The sequence below is a fragment of the Halobacillus sp. genome (genome assembly GCF_049282395.1).
GTDB lineage: Bacteria > Bacillota > Bacilli > Bacillales > Halobacillaceae > Halobacillus.
Map to the genome: position 1 here is coordinate 1 of NZ_JBAPTY010000103.1, position 13,432 is coordinate 13,432.

At 41.6% G+C, this 13,432-nt stretch carries 13 protein-coding genes; 4 read left to right on the forward strand and 9 right to left on the reverse strand.

The window, feature by feature from the left end; genetic code table 11:
* Positions 1 to 279: 279 nt before the first annotated feature.
* The 4 genes from WAM07_RS04850 to WAM07_RS04865 form a co-directional block, all read right to left on the reverse strand.
* A complete protein-coding gene (locus WAM07_RS04850; protein ID WP_422165252.1) occupies positions 280 to 1,560 on the reverse strand; it encodes an MFS transporter in 1,281 nt (426 codons plus the stop codon).
* A 24-nt stretch (positions 1,561 to 1,584) separates the two neighbouring features.
* A complete protein-coding gene (locus tag WAM07_RS04855; protein WP_422165254.1) occupies positions 1,585 to 2,271 on the reverse strand; it encodes an alpha/beta hydrolase in 687 nt (228 codons plus the stop codon).
* A 94-nt stretch (positions 2,272 to 2,365) separates the two neighbouring features.
* A complete protein-coding gene (locus WAM07_RS04860) occupies positions 2,366 to 2,752 on the reverse strand; it encodes a YppG family protein (RefSeq protein ID WP_422165256.1) in 387 nt (128 codons plus the stop codon).
* A 97-nt stretch (positions 2,753 to 2,849) separates the two neighbouring features.
* On the reverse strand, positions 2,850 to 3,131 hold the full coding sequence (locus tag WAM07_RS04865; RefSeq protein ID WP_422165257.1) for a glutaredoxin family protein: 282 nt from the start codon (positions 3,129 to 3,131) through the stop codon (positions 2,850 to 2,852).
* Positions 3,132 to 3,504: 373 nt separating this feature from the next.
* Between WAM07_RS04865 and WAM07_RS04870 the strand changes: the two genes are divergently transcribed.
* The gene (locus WAM07_RS04870) at positions 3,505 to 4,602 is read left to right on the forward strand and encodes an SDR family oxidoreductase (protein WP_422165259.1); all 1,098 of its coding nucleotides are present in this window, start codon (positions 3,505 to 3,507) and stop codon (positions 4,600 to 4,602) included.
* A gap of 104 nt (positions 4,603 to 4,706) precedes the next feature.
* On the opposite strand, the gene abc-f is transcribed toward WAM07_RS04870, so the two are convergent.
* Positions 4,707 to 6,545: a ribosomal protection-like ABC-F family protein gene (gene abc-f, locus WAM07_RS04875; RefSeq protein WP_422165274.1), complete on the reverse strand. Its 1,839-nt coding sequence runs from the start codon at positions 6,543 to 6,545 to the stop codon at positions 4,707 to 4,709.
* A gap of 298 nt (positions 6,546 to 6,843) precedes the next feature.
* Positions 6,844 to 7,308 carry a MarR family winged helix-turn-helix transcriptional regulator gene (locus tag WAM07_RS04880; protein ID WP_422165261.1) on the reverse strand — a complete coding sequence of 155 codons (465 nt, stop codon included), beginning with the start codon at positions 7,306 to 7,308 and terminating at the stop codon, positions 6,844 to 6,846.
* A 167-nt stretch (positions 7,309 to 7,475) separates the two neighbouring features.
* Here WAM07_RS04880 and WAM07_RS04885 point away from each other — a divergent pair, with 167 nt between their 5' ends.
* Positions 7,476 to 8,087, forward strand: coding sequence for a class I SAM-dependent methyltransferase (locus WAM07_RS04885; RefSeq protein WP_422165263.1), 612 nt, complete (start codon positions 7,476 to 7,478; stop codon positions 8,085 to 8,087).
* A gap of 55 nt (positions 8,088 to 8,142) precedes the next feature.
* On the opposite strand, the gene WAM07_RS04890 is transcribed toward WAM07_RS04885, so the two are convergent.
* The 3 genes from WAM07_RS04890 to WAM07_RS04900 form a co-directional block, all read right to left on the reverse strand.
* Positions 8,143 to 9,066, reverse strand: a complete 924-nt coding sequence (locus WAM07_RS04890; RefSeq protein WP_422165265.1) for a YegS/Rv2252/BmrU family lipid kinase — start codon at positions 9,064 to 9,066, stop codon at positions 8,143 to 8,145.
* A gap of 43 nt (positions 9,067 to 9,109) precedes the next feature.
* Positions 9,110 to 10,201 carry a hypothetical protein gene (locus WAM07_RS04895; RefSeq protein WP_422165267.1) on the reverse strand — a complete coding sequence of 364 codons (1,092 nt, stop codon included), beginning with the start codon at positions 10,199 to 10,201 and terminating at the stop codon, positions 9,110 to 9,112.
* Between the two features lie 413 nt (positions 10,202 to 10,614).
* Positions 10,615 to 11,277, reverse strand: coding sequence for a DUF4396 domain-containing protein (locus tag WAM07_RS04900; protein WP_422165268.1), 663 nt, complete (start codon positions 11,275 to 11,277; stop codon positions 10,615 to 10,617).
* 275 nt (positions 11,278 to 11,552) lie between these two features.
* On the opposite strand from WAM07_RS04900, the gene WAM07_RS04905 reads away from it, so the two are divergent.
* Both WAM07_RS04905 and WAM07_RS04910 read left to right on the forward strand, forming a co-directional pair.
* Positions 11,553 to 12,008 carry a MarR family winged helix-turn-helix transcriptional regulator gene (locus WAM07_RS04905; RefSeq protein WP_422165270.1) on the forward strand — a complete coding sequence of 152 codons (456 nt, stop codon included), beginning with the start codon at positions 11,553 to 11,555 and terminating at the stop codon, positions 12,006 to 12,008.
* Entirely contained in the window at positions 12,005 to 13,387 is a 1,383-nt protein-coding gene (locus tag WAM07_RS04910) for an MATE family efflux transporter (protein WP_422165272.1), read from the forward strand. Before WAM07_RS04905 ends, WAM07_RS04910 begins: the two co-directional genes overlap by 4 nt.
* Positions 13,388 to 13,432: the final 45 nt, after the last annotated feature.

Below are 13,432 nucleotides of genomic sequence, written 5' to 3' on the forward strand. Positions count from 1 at the left end.
GGATAAACATGATCGGTGAGACCCCGGAAGTCGAAGACTGAGGAGGCTCAGCACATGCCCACGGAAAGCGAAATCGTCCCCCGAAGGACCTACAGACTAACCCGATATCTCGAAACTGAGTCTTCAACTATCCGGCGCTATACTTTAATAAGTCTCTTGTAAAAGTCAACTTAACAGACTCTTCTTAACAACACGTCTTCTTTAGACCATTCAAAAGTCATTCCAAGAAGGCAATAAAAACCCAGCCCCGGTTCTTCATCCGGAGCTGGGTTCCGTCAATCAGCCGTGATAGTCTTCATATCTAGGCTGCGGAGAACTCAAAGCCAAAATTCCAGCCGTTACTGGGAACGCAATCGTTAACAGAATGACTTCCTGGTAACCTCCAAGCCAATCATAAAAAATGCCAAACGGAAGCGGCCCTAAAGCAGATCCGATAACCATGACGGTCTGCGCGAGTCCTTTAATGCTTCCCAAATGTTCACGGCCAAAGTAGTTCGGCCAAACAATACTCAGAACGATTCGTTCAAATCCATTCACAAATCCCCACAGTACACCAAAAGCTACAGCGAGCCACCAAGTATCTGTAAATAACAGAAGCAGTAAAGTAAAAATATGACCAAAGAAAGTGATAGCCAATATGTAATGTACTTGGAAACGGTCCACTAAGTATCCCGTCAGGAATGTTACAGGGAACCCGATAATCGCCATTAAAGTCAACACCATCGCAGCGACCCCCGTATCAAGACCTCTTAAGCCCATAATGGATACAATATGAAAGGTAATAGCTGTATTTACAAGAGCCGGTACGATTACACAAAAAAGTATAAACCAGAAAGCTTTCGTAGCCATAGCTTCTTTTAAGGTCCAGCTTTTTTCATTAACTTCTATATTCGGACTCGGCTCGTCACCGTCTTTAACAGGCTTTGGAATTCCATCGGGTACTTCTCCAACCAGTTTAGGCTGGTTGCGGACAAAAAAGAATGCCACGGGAACAAACACAATCAATAATAGGGTGCCCCAGATTCCCCAGGCTGTTCTCCACCCTGCTGTTTCGATCATCCATGTATTTAAAGGCGGCATTAAGGCTGAGCTCGCGAATCCGCCAATCGCCATCACACTTAGTGCGCGGCCTCTCTTTCGAATAAACCATTGAGGAACCAGGGTGTTGGGAATTAAAGTCATCGAACCCTGTCCAAATAAACGAATCATAAAAAAGCCGAAAAACATCATAATCGGACCTAACAGGAAGGCGTTCCAAAACAATGCCAAGGATAAGAAAATTCCTACCGCAACCATCATCGTTCGCTGACCAAATCGATCGACCAGCCTCCCCATCATGAATAAGGCAAACCCGGCACACAAGGTTGCGCCTGAGTATATACCTGAAACAAGGGAGCGTGAATACTCAAAGTCCTCAATATAGTAATCTATGAAAATAGAAACTGAATAGGTTTGACCCGGCCCTGAGAAAAACACGCTAAGCCCCGCAACTGCAACGATGATCCACCCATAATAAAACGAGGTTTGAAGGGGTGCTTTTGTATTTTTGTCTTTCGTCATTTAACTGCACCCTTTCTGTAAAAATCAGTCCAAAAAATCTAATACCGTATCGAAGAGCTCGTCCTTATCATCCCCATGACAGATTAAATGCTTGGAATTTTTAAGGAAGACCAACTCTTTTTCTTCAGCTGGAATTTCTTCATCGAGAAATTCCGCCGTTTTCTTCGGAACCATTCCATCCAGTTCACCCTGAATGATCAGCACTGGACATCTCACCTGCTTTAAGTAAGGTCTGGTGAACTGCACGCATTTCATAAATTCGAATGTGGAGAACAAATAGGTTTGCTGTAATTTCCTCTGGTATCTTGTGAATAGTTCATTGGAAGCCAGCGCCCCCTTCCAGGCATCTGCCAACATCTCATAAATGTCTTTGTACATTTGCGGCAGGCTGACATATTTCCCCGCAGCCGAGAGTAATACAAGACGGTTAATTCTATACTTAGCCGTTAAATAAGCAGCAATCATCCCCCCCATAGAGAACCCGATTATGACAATGGTATCGTTCCTCTTCAACAAGTCTAATAATGCAAGCTCCGCTGTCGCAATCCATTCCTGGTAGTAATGCCCCTGGAGATCCAATTCTTCTCCATGACCGGGCAAAGTAGGGTTGGAAATCTCCCAGGTGGTTCGTCCACTTAAAAAATCTACAAGGGGCTGAACTTCCTCAGGACTTCCCGTGTAACCATGAATACATAAACAACCAATGCTCATTATCCGCGCCTCCACTATTATTTCGCTATGCGAAATATTATATCACATGACTTGATCCATTAGAAAAAACACGCGCCCGCAAAGATGAGCGCGTTTATTTGAAGCCTTTTACAAACGTGCCGATTCCTTTAACGATCGGCGAAACCTGCTGAACCGTTTTCACTACTTGACCCGTGGTCGACATCATTTTATCAAAATCCAGCTGCCCATCCTCATTTTGAAAATAATTCATAACGCCCTTTGGCAGCGCACTTGCTTGGAAGGAGGATGTTTCAGGATTTCCATTTTCAGTATATCCTGTGTAGCCGTAACTATACGGAAATGGATTTTGGGGTACATACGCATTTTGGTTATACCCATTATTATACCAGCCGTTTACATTCCCCTGGTTTTGGTATGCACCCTGATAAAAAGCAGGATCATAAGGATAAACAGTCGATTGACGGGACCAGTCATACCATTGTTGATAATAGGGATACATGGATGTTCCACCTTCTTGACGTGTTTACTTCAGCCTATGTTGGAAAGCTGAAAAAGTGTAAAAAAAAGCAAGTGATCCATGAGAATCACTTGCAGAATTATGAATAATTCATCATATCAGAATCTACAAAACGTTCAGCGGACTGGATTCCCAGCACTCGTTTTAACTTTCTTTCCTGAAAGCCCAAGATTTTCTCCTGATTTACAAATGTTGCTGGCGTTCCATATATCTTCATATTTTGAAGTTCTTTAAAGTGATCACGGTTAGTGGATACATTGCGCTCTTCATAATCAATTTCCCATTCCGAGAGTTTGGCTACCACCTGATCGCATTTTGCACAGTTCCTACTCGTGTACACCACAACTTTCTGGTCACTCATAGCTGTCCCTCCTCATTACCTTTGCGTCTCTCTTTATTACTTTTCCGTTACCCTTTTATTACAATTTCAAAACCACCTATCATGATAGAATGTACCTATAAATATGTAAAGGGGAGAACATACTCCCCCCTTTAATGGCTGCTAATAAGCCTCTGTCTCTTCAAATTGGACGGACACGCTGACCTAATCAAAACTCTTTTGCTTAACTCAATTTACGGTTAATAAGTAAACAGTCACCCCAGCTGTCTCTTTGTGCATCTAGTCTTAAAGCTTCTCACATCCTTCATCGATAAACGATATCAGGCGTTGAAGAAGGAAAACCTGACTCAGCTGACGAATGGATAAAATAACCACTTAATAGGAGATGATTGATTTGGCGAACACCTATGTGTGTACAGGGTTTCCAGGGTACCTGGCATCCAACATCGTAGAAGAGCTGTTTTTCGAAGGGTATCCAGTAGAAAAAATTTACTTAATCCATTTACCTGAAATGGAAGGATTAGCTGAACAAAGGGTGGCAGAATTAGCGAAGGAAATTTACGTAGACAGGCAGAAAATCGAGCTTGTGCCAGGAGATATTACGAAACCAGGATTGGGAATTGATCCTTCTTTACGTGCAAAACTTGAAAGAGAGACCACTCACTTCTTCCATCTTGCTGCACTCTATGATTTGGCTGTTTCTCTTACAAAAGCATGGCGGGTGAATGTACAGGGAACACGGGAGGTAAACCAGTGGCTTCGCAGTTTCCTAAAGTTACAAAGGTATCTTTATTTTAGTTCAGCTTATGTCTCAGGAAAACGAGAAGGAAAAATTTATGAAGACGAGCTTACTCATCAAGAAGGTTTCAAGAATCATTATGAATATACAAAATATGAAGCTGAAAAGCTCGTCTCATCAGAAAAAGAGCATCTCCCTATAACCGTTATCCGGCCAGGGATTGTCGTGGGTCATTCAAGAACGGGAGAAACACTCAAATTTGACGGCCCCTACTTTGTATTAAATATGCTGGATCGTTTCCGCGCACTGCCGGTCATCCCTCAATTTGGAAAGGGAGAGGCAAAGGTTAATTTAGTACCTCAGGATTATGTAATTAAAGCCAGTATTTATTTGGTGCATATTCAGAAAAGCAAAGGAAAAACCTATCATTTAACGGACCCCGATCCTTACACGGCTCGAGAAATTTACCAATTATTTTCCGATACCTACCTTGATCGCCGTCCTAAGCTTAATCTTCCAGGAACGGTGGCCAATCAGGGATTACAGATTCGTTCGATAAGAAAGAAACTTGGCATTCAGAAAGAAGCGATGGACTATTTCCTTACCCAAAGTGAATATGACTCGACTGAAGCTCAGAATGACTTACAGGGTTCTTCCATTACCTGCCCAGACTTAACGTCTTATGTGCAGACACTTATCGATTATTACGGTCGTCATAAACACGACCAGCGAAAACACATGTCCCTGCTTTAAAGAATCATGCCAATTTTAACGCTGCAAAAAAACCTTGAGCACTGCGCTCAAGGTTTTTTCATTCCATATCCCGGCTTTCCAAACAGCCATCCGGGACCTTTGCTTTATTCTTCCATCCACTGTTCATAAAGCTCCTCAATCTTTTCATTCAACTGATCCTTTTCCGTCTGAAGCTTCATTAATTCCTCTACATTACTCTCTTCTGCCATTTGGCTTTCAAGCTGTGTTACTTCTCTCTCTAAATCTGCTATGGACTCTTCGACTGAAAATTTCTGTTTAGATTGAGATGGATAGTTACTTGGCTTCTCTGTCTTTGAAGAAGATTCTTTTCGAACATGTTTCATCTGCTGCTGATCCAGCAGTTCCATCCAGTATTTCCTCGTTTCATCATAAGAACCTATATATCTATAGATTTTCCCGCCTGCGAGATAAGCTGTATCTGAAAAGCATTGATTTAAGAAATACCGGTCATGAGACACTCCAAGTACGGTGCCTTCAAATTTTTTTAGAGCCTCTTCAAGTACTTCCTGAGACTCGATATCCAAATGGTTGGTTGGCTCATCCAATATTAATACGTTAATACCTTCATGCATAAATACCGCAAGCTTCAGCCGCATTTGTTCTCCTCCGCTTAAATGCCTGATCTTTTGAAAAACATCATACCCGTAGAACATGAAAGCGGCAAGCATGTGACGAGCCTCACCCTCCGTCACTCTGATCGAATTTCGAAAATAATCGATCATCCGCTGATCACGATCCGCTCCCATTAATGGGTTTTGAGGCAAGTATCCTACCCTGATCGACGGTCCTGTTTTAATTGATCCTTCTTCAGGTTCTTCCTGTCCGAGTAATAAGCGCAATAAAGTGGACTTCCCGCTTCCATTCGTGCCCACCAGGGCTAATCGATCCCGATTTCTTAAATGAAGATGAACCCCATCCAGAATCGTCCGAGCTCCATAAGATTTTTTCACGTCATCAGCCACAAGTATATCCTTACCGGTTCTTCCCTCTGCCTGGAGAGCAAGGTTCATCTTTTTAGGATCAACAACCGGTTTATCTATTTTTTCCATACGCTCCAGGGCTTTCTCCATACTCTTTGCTTTTTTAAATAGTTTAGGATTCGGGGGATTAGCTTCATTAGCCCATTGTCTTAGCCGGCGAATAGCTTCTTTCAATTTTTTAATTTTTTTCTGCTGTTCTTGATACTGGTGAAATTCTGCCAGCAGTTTCTCTTCTTTTTGTTTCTCAAAAGAGGTATAGCTGCCTTTATAAGTTTGAATGTCTCCAGATTCTAAATCCATAATATCCGTGACCGTGTGATTAAGAAAAGAACGATCGTGGGAAATCATACACACAGAACCGTCATACTGCTGCAAGTATTCCTCAAGCCATTCAATGGCCTGTAAATCTAAGTGGTTTGTTGGTTCGTCCAGCAGTAACACACCTGGTTTTTCCAGTAGAATTCGAGCCAATCCAAGCTTTGTTTTTTCACCGCCGCTCAACTGTGAGAAGGGCTGGTCCAGAAGATCTTTTACTTTTAGACCATTAGCCACTTGGCTGATGGATGATTCAATTTCATAACCACCTGCCTGAGTAAATCTTTCTTGAATTTCTCCATATTCACTAAGAGCTCGTTCCATCTGTTCAGGGTCCAGCATCTTTTCTTCCAACTGCTGCATATCATTCTTCATTTGCAGCAAGTCTCCAAAAGCCGCTTCCAAGTAAGCTTTACCAGATGATTCCCACTCTTCAGGAATTTGTTTTAAGTACCCAACCGTTAAGTTTTTGCGGATAAACACATCGCCGCCGTCAATAGCTTCCTCTTTAGTAATCAAGCGGAATAAAGTAGATTTACCGCTTCCATTACGGCCGACCAGCCCAACTCTCTGCCCTTCATTTAATTCAAAATTAAGGCATTCAATCAGAACTCGGCCAGCGACAATTTTTTAAATATCTTTCTATGTAATAAGCTTTCTATTTTCCTCCTAAAGACAAAAAAAGCCAGAGGTCCCGTACCCTCTGACTTCATTGCGCATTGGTATAATCAGATATGAGACGTTACATTTTATTCACTATTCACCTGTAAAAATGGACAGACGTGTCCCTTTGACAGTTGAATTGTGAATAATTGCACGGCGGACATAGTTCAATTGATAGTCAAGCACATGCATTTGTAACATCGTCATACCCTCCTTTGCCTTTAGAATTAAGTTTTAGTATAAACTATATTCAGAAAATTCTCTAGTCCTGATTTCCTTCTGTGTTTTTCCCGAGCTTTTTCAACAATTCAATCGCTTGTACTTTTTCTTCATCCGTTAACCCTCCGGTAATCCGCTCTATTTGCTTCCAATGATCCGGGAAGATGTCGTTCAAAAACTCCCTGCCTTTTTCTGTAATAGAAGCAAACGTAATCCGCCGGTCGTTCGGGCATGGAATCCGTTCTAAATATTCCTTCTTTTCCAGCTTGTCTACGACATACGTAATACTGCCACTGGCTAAAAGGATCTTCTCACCAATTTTCTGTAGTGGCTGTTCTCCTTCATGATACAGCAGTTCCAGGACTCCGAATTCTGTCGGGTTTAACCCATAACGCTGGATATCATCTTTGACCAGGTCAGCTACGGATCGCTGTGCCTTCGTTAAAACGACAAATAATTTCAACGAGGGATCTTGTTTTTTCTTGTAGTATGACTCTTGTTCGCTCATAAACCTTCGCCCTTTCGTCCTTTTCTATAGATAAAGATAGTATAAGTTTAACAAAATTAAGATGTCAAACCACCATGAATTTTATATTTAACTATACCCTTTTTTGTGCATTTCTAAAAATGTGGCATAATGAAAGGGGTTAGACGCATAGAAAGCGGTGACAAAATGTGGTAAAAAATACAGGAGAGCGTGTCATTCCAGAGTACACAGATCCTATGAATAATCTGCTGCTTGAGCACGTAGCCAGATACCAGTTTTCATTATCTTATATGCAAGGCCGAGTTTTAGATTTATCGTGCGGAGCGGGGTATGGAACCCATATGATCGCAAAGCAATGCAAACATCTAATTGATGATGTCGTGGGAGTCGATATTGATCAGGAAATTATCCGTTACGCGAAAGGCACCTATTATCATCCAAAATCCAGCTTTGAAATACACGATGCCATCGACCCTTATTTATCCTCCCACCTGGGAACGTTTGATGTGATCGTCAGTTTTGAAACGTATGAACATATTAAAGAAGAAGAAAAACTTTTGCATAACTATTACCAATTACTTAATCCAGGTGGAAAACTCATCATCTCCACTCCTTTTGGCAAAGGCCGCGGAAAAGAATGCGGTTCCCCTTTTCATGTCCATCAGATTACTCCTCAAGAATTCCGGAATTTATTTACCGACTATGCTAAGCAGGAGTTTTTCTATCAGAATGGCGTGCTGATTGAGCCGCCCAGACAGGATGTTTATTATCCTCTTGGGATCGCTGTATGTGAGAAATAAAAAGCCCCGGCCTTCTCCTTGTTGGAGCAGCCGGGGCTTTTGCAGTTGGTTCTGCTTATTTTTCAGAAAAGGCATGCAGGGCATTCGGCCCGCCGCTCAAGAAAGTGAAATGATCAGGAAGCACTTCCAGATCAGCTGGAGTCTCCCCTTTAATTTCGCCGTCCATATCGATTTCCTGTGAAGAATCGACTTCAATTTTCACTTGTTTACCCTGAAGGTGATGCAATTCTTGAAAACGTTCCTCATTCGCCCATGGACGTTTCATCGTCATCAGTTCTTTAAATAATTTCAAATTGGAATTTTTAACTACGAGAACATCAAGAAGACCGTCCTGTAAGTCAATGGAAGGGACAGGAACACGGCGAGTTCCGATGAATTGTCCGTTCATCACGAGAATCATGATGGCTTCTCCTTCTAACTTTTCTCCATCTACCGTCACCGTAAATTCGAAAGGAGTTGCTTCATTCATGGTTTTTAAAGCACTCATGAAATAGCTTAATACGCCGAAACGGTTTTTACTATCTTCGTCAATATTAAATGAAGCCTGGGTTACTAATCCAATCCCCCAAAAATTGATAAAGTAATAATTATTGGTCTTTCCAGCATCTAACGTCAGTTCTTCCCCTTTAATAATTGCACGGGCCGCCTGCTGCATATTCTGAGGAGTATCCAGCACACGGCTGAAATCATTACACGTCCCTCCAGGGAGAACGCCTATTACTGGACGTCTTTCCAGGTCAGCCATGCTGTTAATTCCTTCATGGACAGTTCCATCGCCTCCCAGAATAAAGAGGACGTCCACTTCCGGTCCATAGTTTCTGCAGGCTTCCCTGAACTCATCAAGCGAATCCGTCTGGAGTACTTTTAGCTCCTTCACTTCCTGAGTCAAAATCGGTACCGTTTGCGAAAGGTTTGTTTCGAGTACATTGCTATCTTCATTTCCATTGTATATAAATAATCCGGTTTCATATCGTGCCATAAATGAGAACCTCCCTTTCTATAAACCCTACAGGTATGATTTACTAATTTATCACATTTAAAACCACGCCATGTTTCTCCAATTCTTTCACTAAAGCATGCGGTTCATCGACCGTTATGTACATTCGGTTAATTTTCCGCTTCAACCCCAAGTATAAATGAGCTTCCAATGGCTGCGATAATTCAAGAACATATTGAGGCTGCGCAGGTTCTAATCCAGCAAGTGTCATATCTAAAGCCGCCTTATCACCAGAGCATTCTTTTGCAGTGTGGATGCAGGGTCTAATTTGTCTTATTATTTCAAATGGAATGCAAATATGGAAACGAAGCCCCTTTTGCAGATATAGAGATCGACTCCCTACATGAACAGGAGCTTTTCTAATAGCCTGATAATCCCCGATTAGAAAAAGTAAAGCATACACATCGAGAAAAGTAGCCATCCAGGCTGCTGTATGACTGAATTGCATGAGCAGGACATGGACCGCAATAATTTCAATAACCATAGCATGAATAAGCATAAGGAAAACTCCAAAGTATTCACTGTTCTTATGGTAACTGAAGGTACATTCTTCTGGAGGATAACGATCCAGATGAGGAAATAATGCATAGCGGACCGCCGCTACATCTGTGGCAAGAAATCCGCTGAGTCGTTGGAAATGACCAAGGTATTTATAGGAGGCGAAAGTGATACGATTTGCTTCAAACATCCTTCTTAAAACAAACGGATGATTCACATGAGCGTCTTTGAAGCTTCTTTTCCATTTGGGGAAAGTCTTTAAGAGTAGAAAAAAGATAATAATTTCTATCCCCACCAATACAACCTCCACCACGATTACTGAATAGTTCAAGTACGCGAGACTATCCTTTGCATAAGGAGGAACAAGCCAATGAACGATAAAAAGTCCAAGCATCATCATAGGGGCAAAAATAGATACTGACGGCTTCCTTCTCAAAATAAAAAGAAATACAACTCCTGGAATGACTACCATCACGTCAACGATTGTCCCCCATACAAGCAGGGCACTCACTCGCCCCGTTATTTCTACTTTCTGCACCAGGAAGTTTGAAGATAAAATGAGAATAATGAAACCGCAACTAAAGTACAGAGACTTCTTATGGCTTAGCGAAATTTTCACACACTTCTCTCCTCAACTAACCTTACCCATCTTCCTTTATTTTACTACAGGAATAGCTGGAGTACTACTCTGCCTCCCCTGCTGGGTACGGCGGCTCCCCACTTAGTTTTGTATAAGCTATTCTGCCTGCTAATCAACTCCTTCATAGCTCCTGTTTTTTACTATTTGACTTGGAGAGAATGCGGGAAAGTTCCATATATCAGGAAGTGTCTACTTTACCGTGATCTTTTAACGTATCAACCCTTCCCGGTCCCCTTAAACTGAGCCAGAGGATAACTTTTACCACCTCGAAATTTTCTTAAAGGATGCATATAAAAAAAAAGACTGTCGAGCCTTTCCCGACAGTCTGAGGAGGAGTACTGCTGCTCCCCACTTTGGAATGTGAAAATTGCAGCTGCAATTTTATTAAAATCCTACATTGCCTCTTTAATTCCTTTCTTCACAAGCCAACGGTTAGCTGGATAGCTTGTAAGGAATCCAAGAATCATAGCAATCTGCATCATAAACCAATAACTTACGTCGGAAGGTTTCGGAGGCTCTGTGAATAATACAAAATGAACAATAGCCATCCATCCGAACATTCCGATTTCAAAAGCGAGCAAAGAAAGTGTATCCGCCTTTATCGCCTCTTTTATAGCGCTTGTAGCTCCGGCTTTTTTGTTCATAGGATAAATAGCAAAGAATTGAAATATAATACCGAAGATATAAGCAAGAATGAATTCTACAATATAATGAGCGAATAATACCGACCCTGCTATCGCTATACCTGTTAGAGCTACAAATGGAACTCCTACCGCATCCCCCAAAGTACAGCCTGCTGAGCAGTGACTGGTGGATGTAAATACTTGAGCTCCACTGCCACGGTTGTCTTCCCGGTCTATATCTTTCGCTTTGATACGTCCCCATTTAAAATAAGTCCAAATAGCTATCGGACCAAGAAACCATCCATTTATTGGCCAGACTACATTCATGATTGCCATCTGCTGCGGGTAACGTGTCACGTCAACAATAATGACCAGTGAGGAAACGAGCCCGAATGCAAGTGCTATAATTGAAATAATTGTTAAAGTATCCATCACAATTCCTCCTATATAAAATGCATTACCCCCCTTCCCTATTTTTATAAACATTCATTTTAAAAACAGTTAGCTTGCTAAATATAATTACATGGATTATAAAAAAATCTTCACACTACACCTATTACTAATAAGAACTGCATAAAACAGTTTAATAACCTGCTTTTTCTATTGAAGGTGATCTATATTCCCACAATCACCAAGCAGTCTCAATCAATTATATTTACTTCAATAATGAAATCAATTATACTGTTTTTTATTAGGGGGCTAAATAAATGAAACAAGACTTCAGCGACTCTCTAGGATACAACATCCATATGGTCTCGCACTTTATGCAAAATGTTTATAACGAAAAGCTCGGCGAGTACGACCTTACTCATTCTCAAGCGAGAGTGATCTATTTCCTGGCCACTTGCGGTCAACAATCACAAACTGCATTGCAAAAGAAACTATATATTAAAGCTTCCTCCATGAACGGAGTCATTGAATCCTTGCTTAAACACGGAAGAATTGAGAAACAAACAAGTCCTAGTGACAAACGCTCTAATTTAATCACTTTAACGAATCAAGGACGCGAACTGCATAGCACTATTCAGGAAATTATTCGAAAGATTGAAATTCAGGCAACAGAGGGTCTTTCTGAAGAAGAACAGAAGATTATGGTTACGTGGCTTAAAAAGGTCCAGAAGAATATGAAGCCCTCTGTAGAAAGAAGGAGTGACCAGCAATGAAAGAACAGAGCCAGCGTTTAGGTACTCAGCCAATACCAAAGCTTCTTGCTAACTTGTCCATCCCCGCTATGATCGGCATGTTTGTTATGGCTTTATACAATGTGGTCGATACCCTGTTTATAGCAAGAGGAGTCGGTATCCTTGGGGTATCTGGCGTGAGTATTGGTTTTCCGGTCATGATGATTATGATGGCAGTTGCAGCCGCTGTAGGAATCGGGGGAGCCTCCGTTATTTCAAGAAGACTCGGGGAGAGCAAGCCGGAAGAAGCTAACCAAGTATTTGGAAATGTGTTATTTACCATACTCATTATCAGCGTATTTGGTTTTATTAGTGCTTTCACTGTTCTGGAACCGCTGCTAAAACTTTTTGGAGCTACAGAAAACATTCTGCCATACGCAAAGGATTACCTGTTTCCTATTCTGCTGGGCACATTATTCTTTTCCTTTGCTTTTACCACCAATAACATTATAAGATCCGAAGGTAATTCACGCTTTGCCATGATCACCATGATCATACCTGCTGTGTTAAATATCATTCTTGATCCCATTTTTATTTTCGGACTGGACATGGGTGTTAAAGGGGCTTCGGTCGCTACTGTAATCTCACAGGGGACGGTAAGTGTGGTTGTACTTTACTATTTCCTTAGCGGTAAATCCTCTTTAAAGATTAAGCTTCCTTTTTTACGGCCTCACTTGAAAGTACTTAAAGAAGTTATCACCATCGGAATGCCCGCTTTCATCCGCCAGGTATCAGGGAGCGGAATGATGATTGCCATCAACTTTATGCTTATTAAATTTGGAGGAGAATTTGAGGTAGGTGTGTTCGGCATCGTCCAGAAGCTTTCCATGTTTACAATTATGCCAATGATTGGTGTCCTGCAGGGCATGCAGCCTATTATTGGATATAATTACGGTGCTAACAACTATGATCGATTAAAAGAGACCATTCTGCTCGGCATGAAAATTGTTACCATAATATCGTTTGGGATCTTTGCCATTATGATGATCTTCCCAGAAGGACTCATGCATATCTTTACGGGAGATGCCTCTACGATTGAAGCCGGAGCTTATGCGATGCGAATTATGTTTGCCCTCGCCATGCTAATTGGAGTTCAAGTTGTTAGCGGCGGTCTTTATCAGGCACTTGGGATGGCGAAACCTGCGATGATTTTGTCCATGGCCCGCCAGGTGTTATTCTTAATCCCGCTTGTTTTGATTCTTCCGTATTTCTTTGGTGTTTCCGGTGTATGGCTTGCCTTTCCATTAGCTGATCTTATGGCTTTTCTACTTTCTATTATCTTTCTATACAAGGATAGGGATTTGTTCTTTAAAACAAAGAAAGAGACGCCTCCCTATGAAACCGCCCCGACATCCTTGTAAACGAAAAACACGACGTCCTTTGACGTCGTGTTTTTTATTAAGGGG

Excerpts from the sequence above, each read along its gene's own strand:
- WAM07_RS04910 (WP_422165272.1), top strand. The coding sequence starts at position 12,005 with ATGAAAGAACAGAGCCAGCGTTTAGGTACTCAGCCAATACCAAAGCTT.
- WAM07_RS04855 (WP_422165254.1), bottom strand. The coding sequence starts at position 2,271 with ATGAGCATTGGTTGTTTATGTATTCATGGTTACACGGGAAGTCCTGAG.
- WAM07_RS04880 (WP_422165261.1), bottom strand. The coding sequence starts at position 7,308 with ATGAGCGAACAAGAGTCATACTACAAGAAAAAACAAGATCCCTCGTTG.
- WAM07_RS04850 (WP_422165252.1), bottom strand. The coding sequence starts at position 1,560 with ATGACGAAAGACAAAAATACAAAAGCACCCCTTCAAACCTCGTTTTAT.
- WAM07_RS04865 (WP_422165257.1), bottom strand. The coding sequence starts at position 3,131 with ATGAGTGACCAGAAAGTTGTGGTGTACACGAGTAGGAACTGTGCAAAA.
- WAM07_RS04890 (WP_422165265.1), bottom strand. The coding sequence starts at position 9,066 with ATGGCACGATATGAAACCGGATTATTTATATACAATGGAAATGAAGAT.
- WAM07_RS04900 (WP_422165268.1), bottom strand. The coding sequence starts at position 11,277 with ATGGATACTTTAACAATTATTTCAATTATAGCACTTGCATTCGGGCTC.
- WAM07_RS04860 (WP_422165256.1), bottom strand. The coding sequence starts at position 2,752 with ATGTATCCCTATTATCAACAATGGTATGACTGGTCCCGTCAATCGACT.
- WAM07_RS04905 (WP_422165270.1), top strand. The coding sequence starts at position 11,553 with ATGAAACAAGACTTCAGCGACTCTCTAGGATACAACATCCATATGGTC.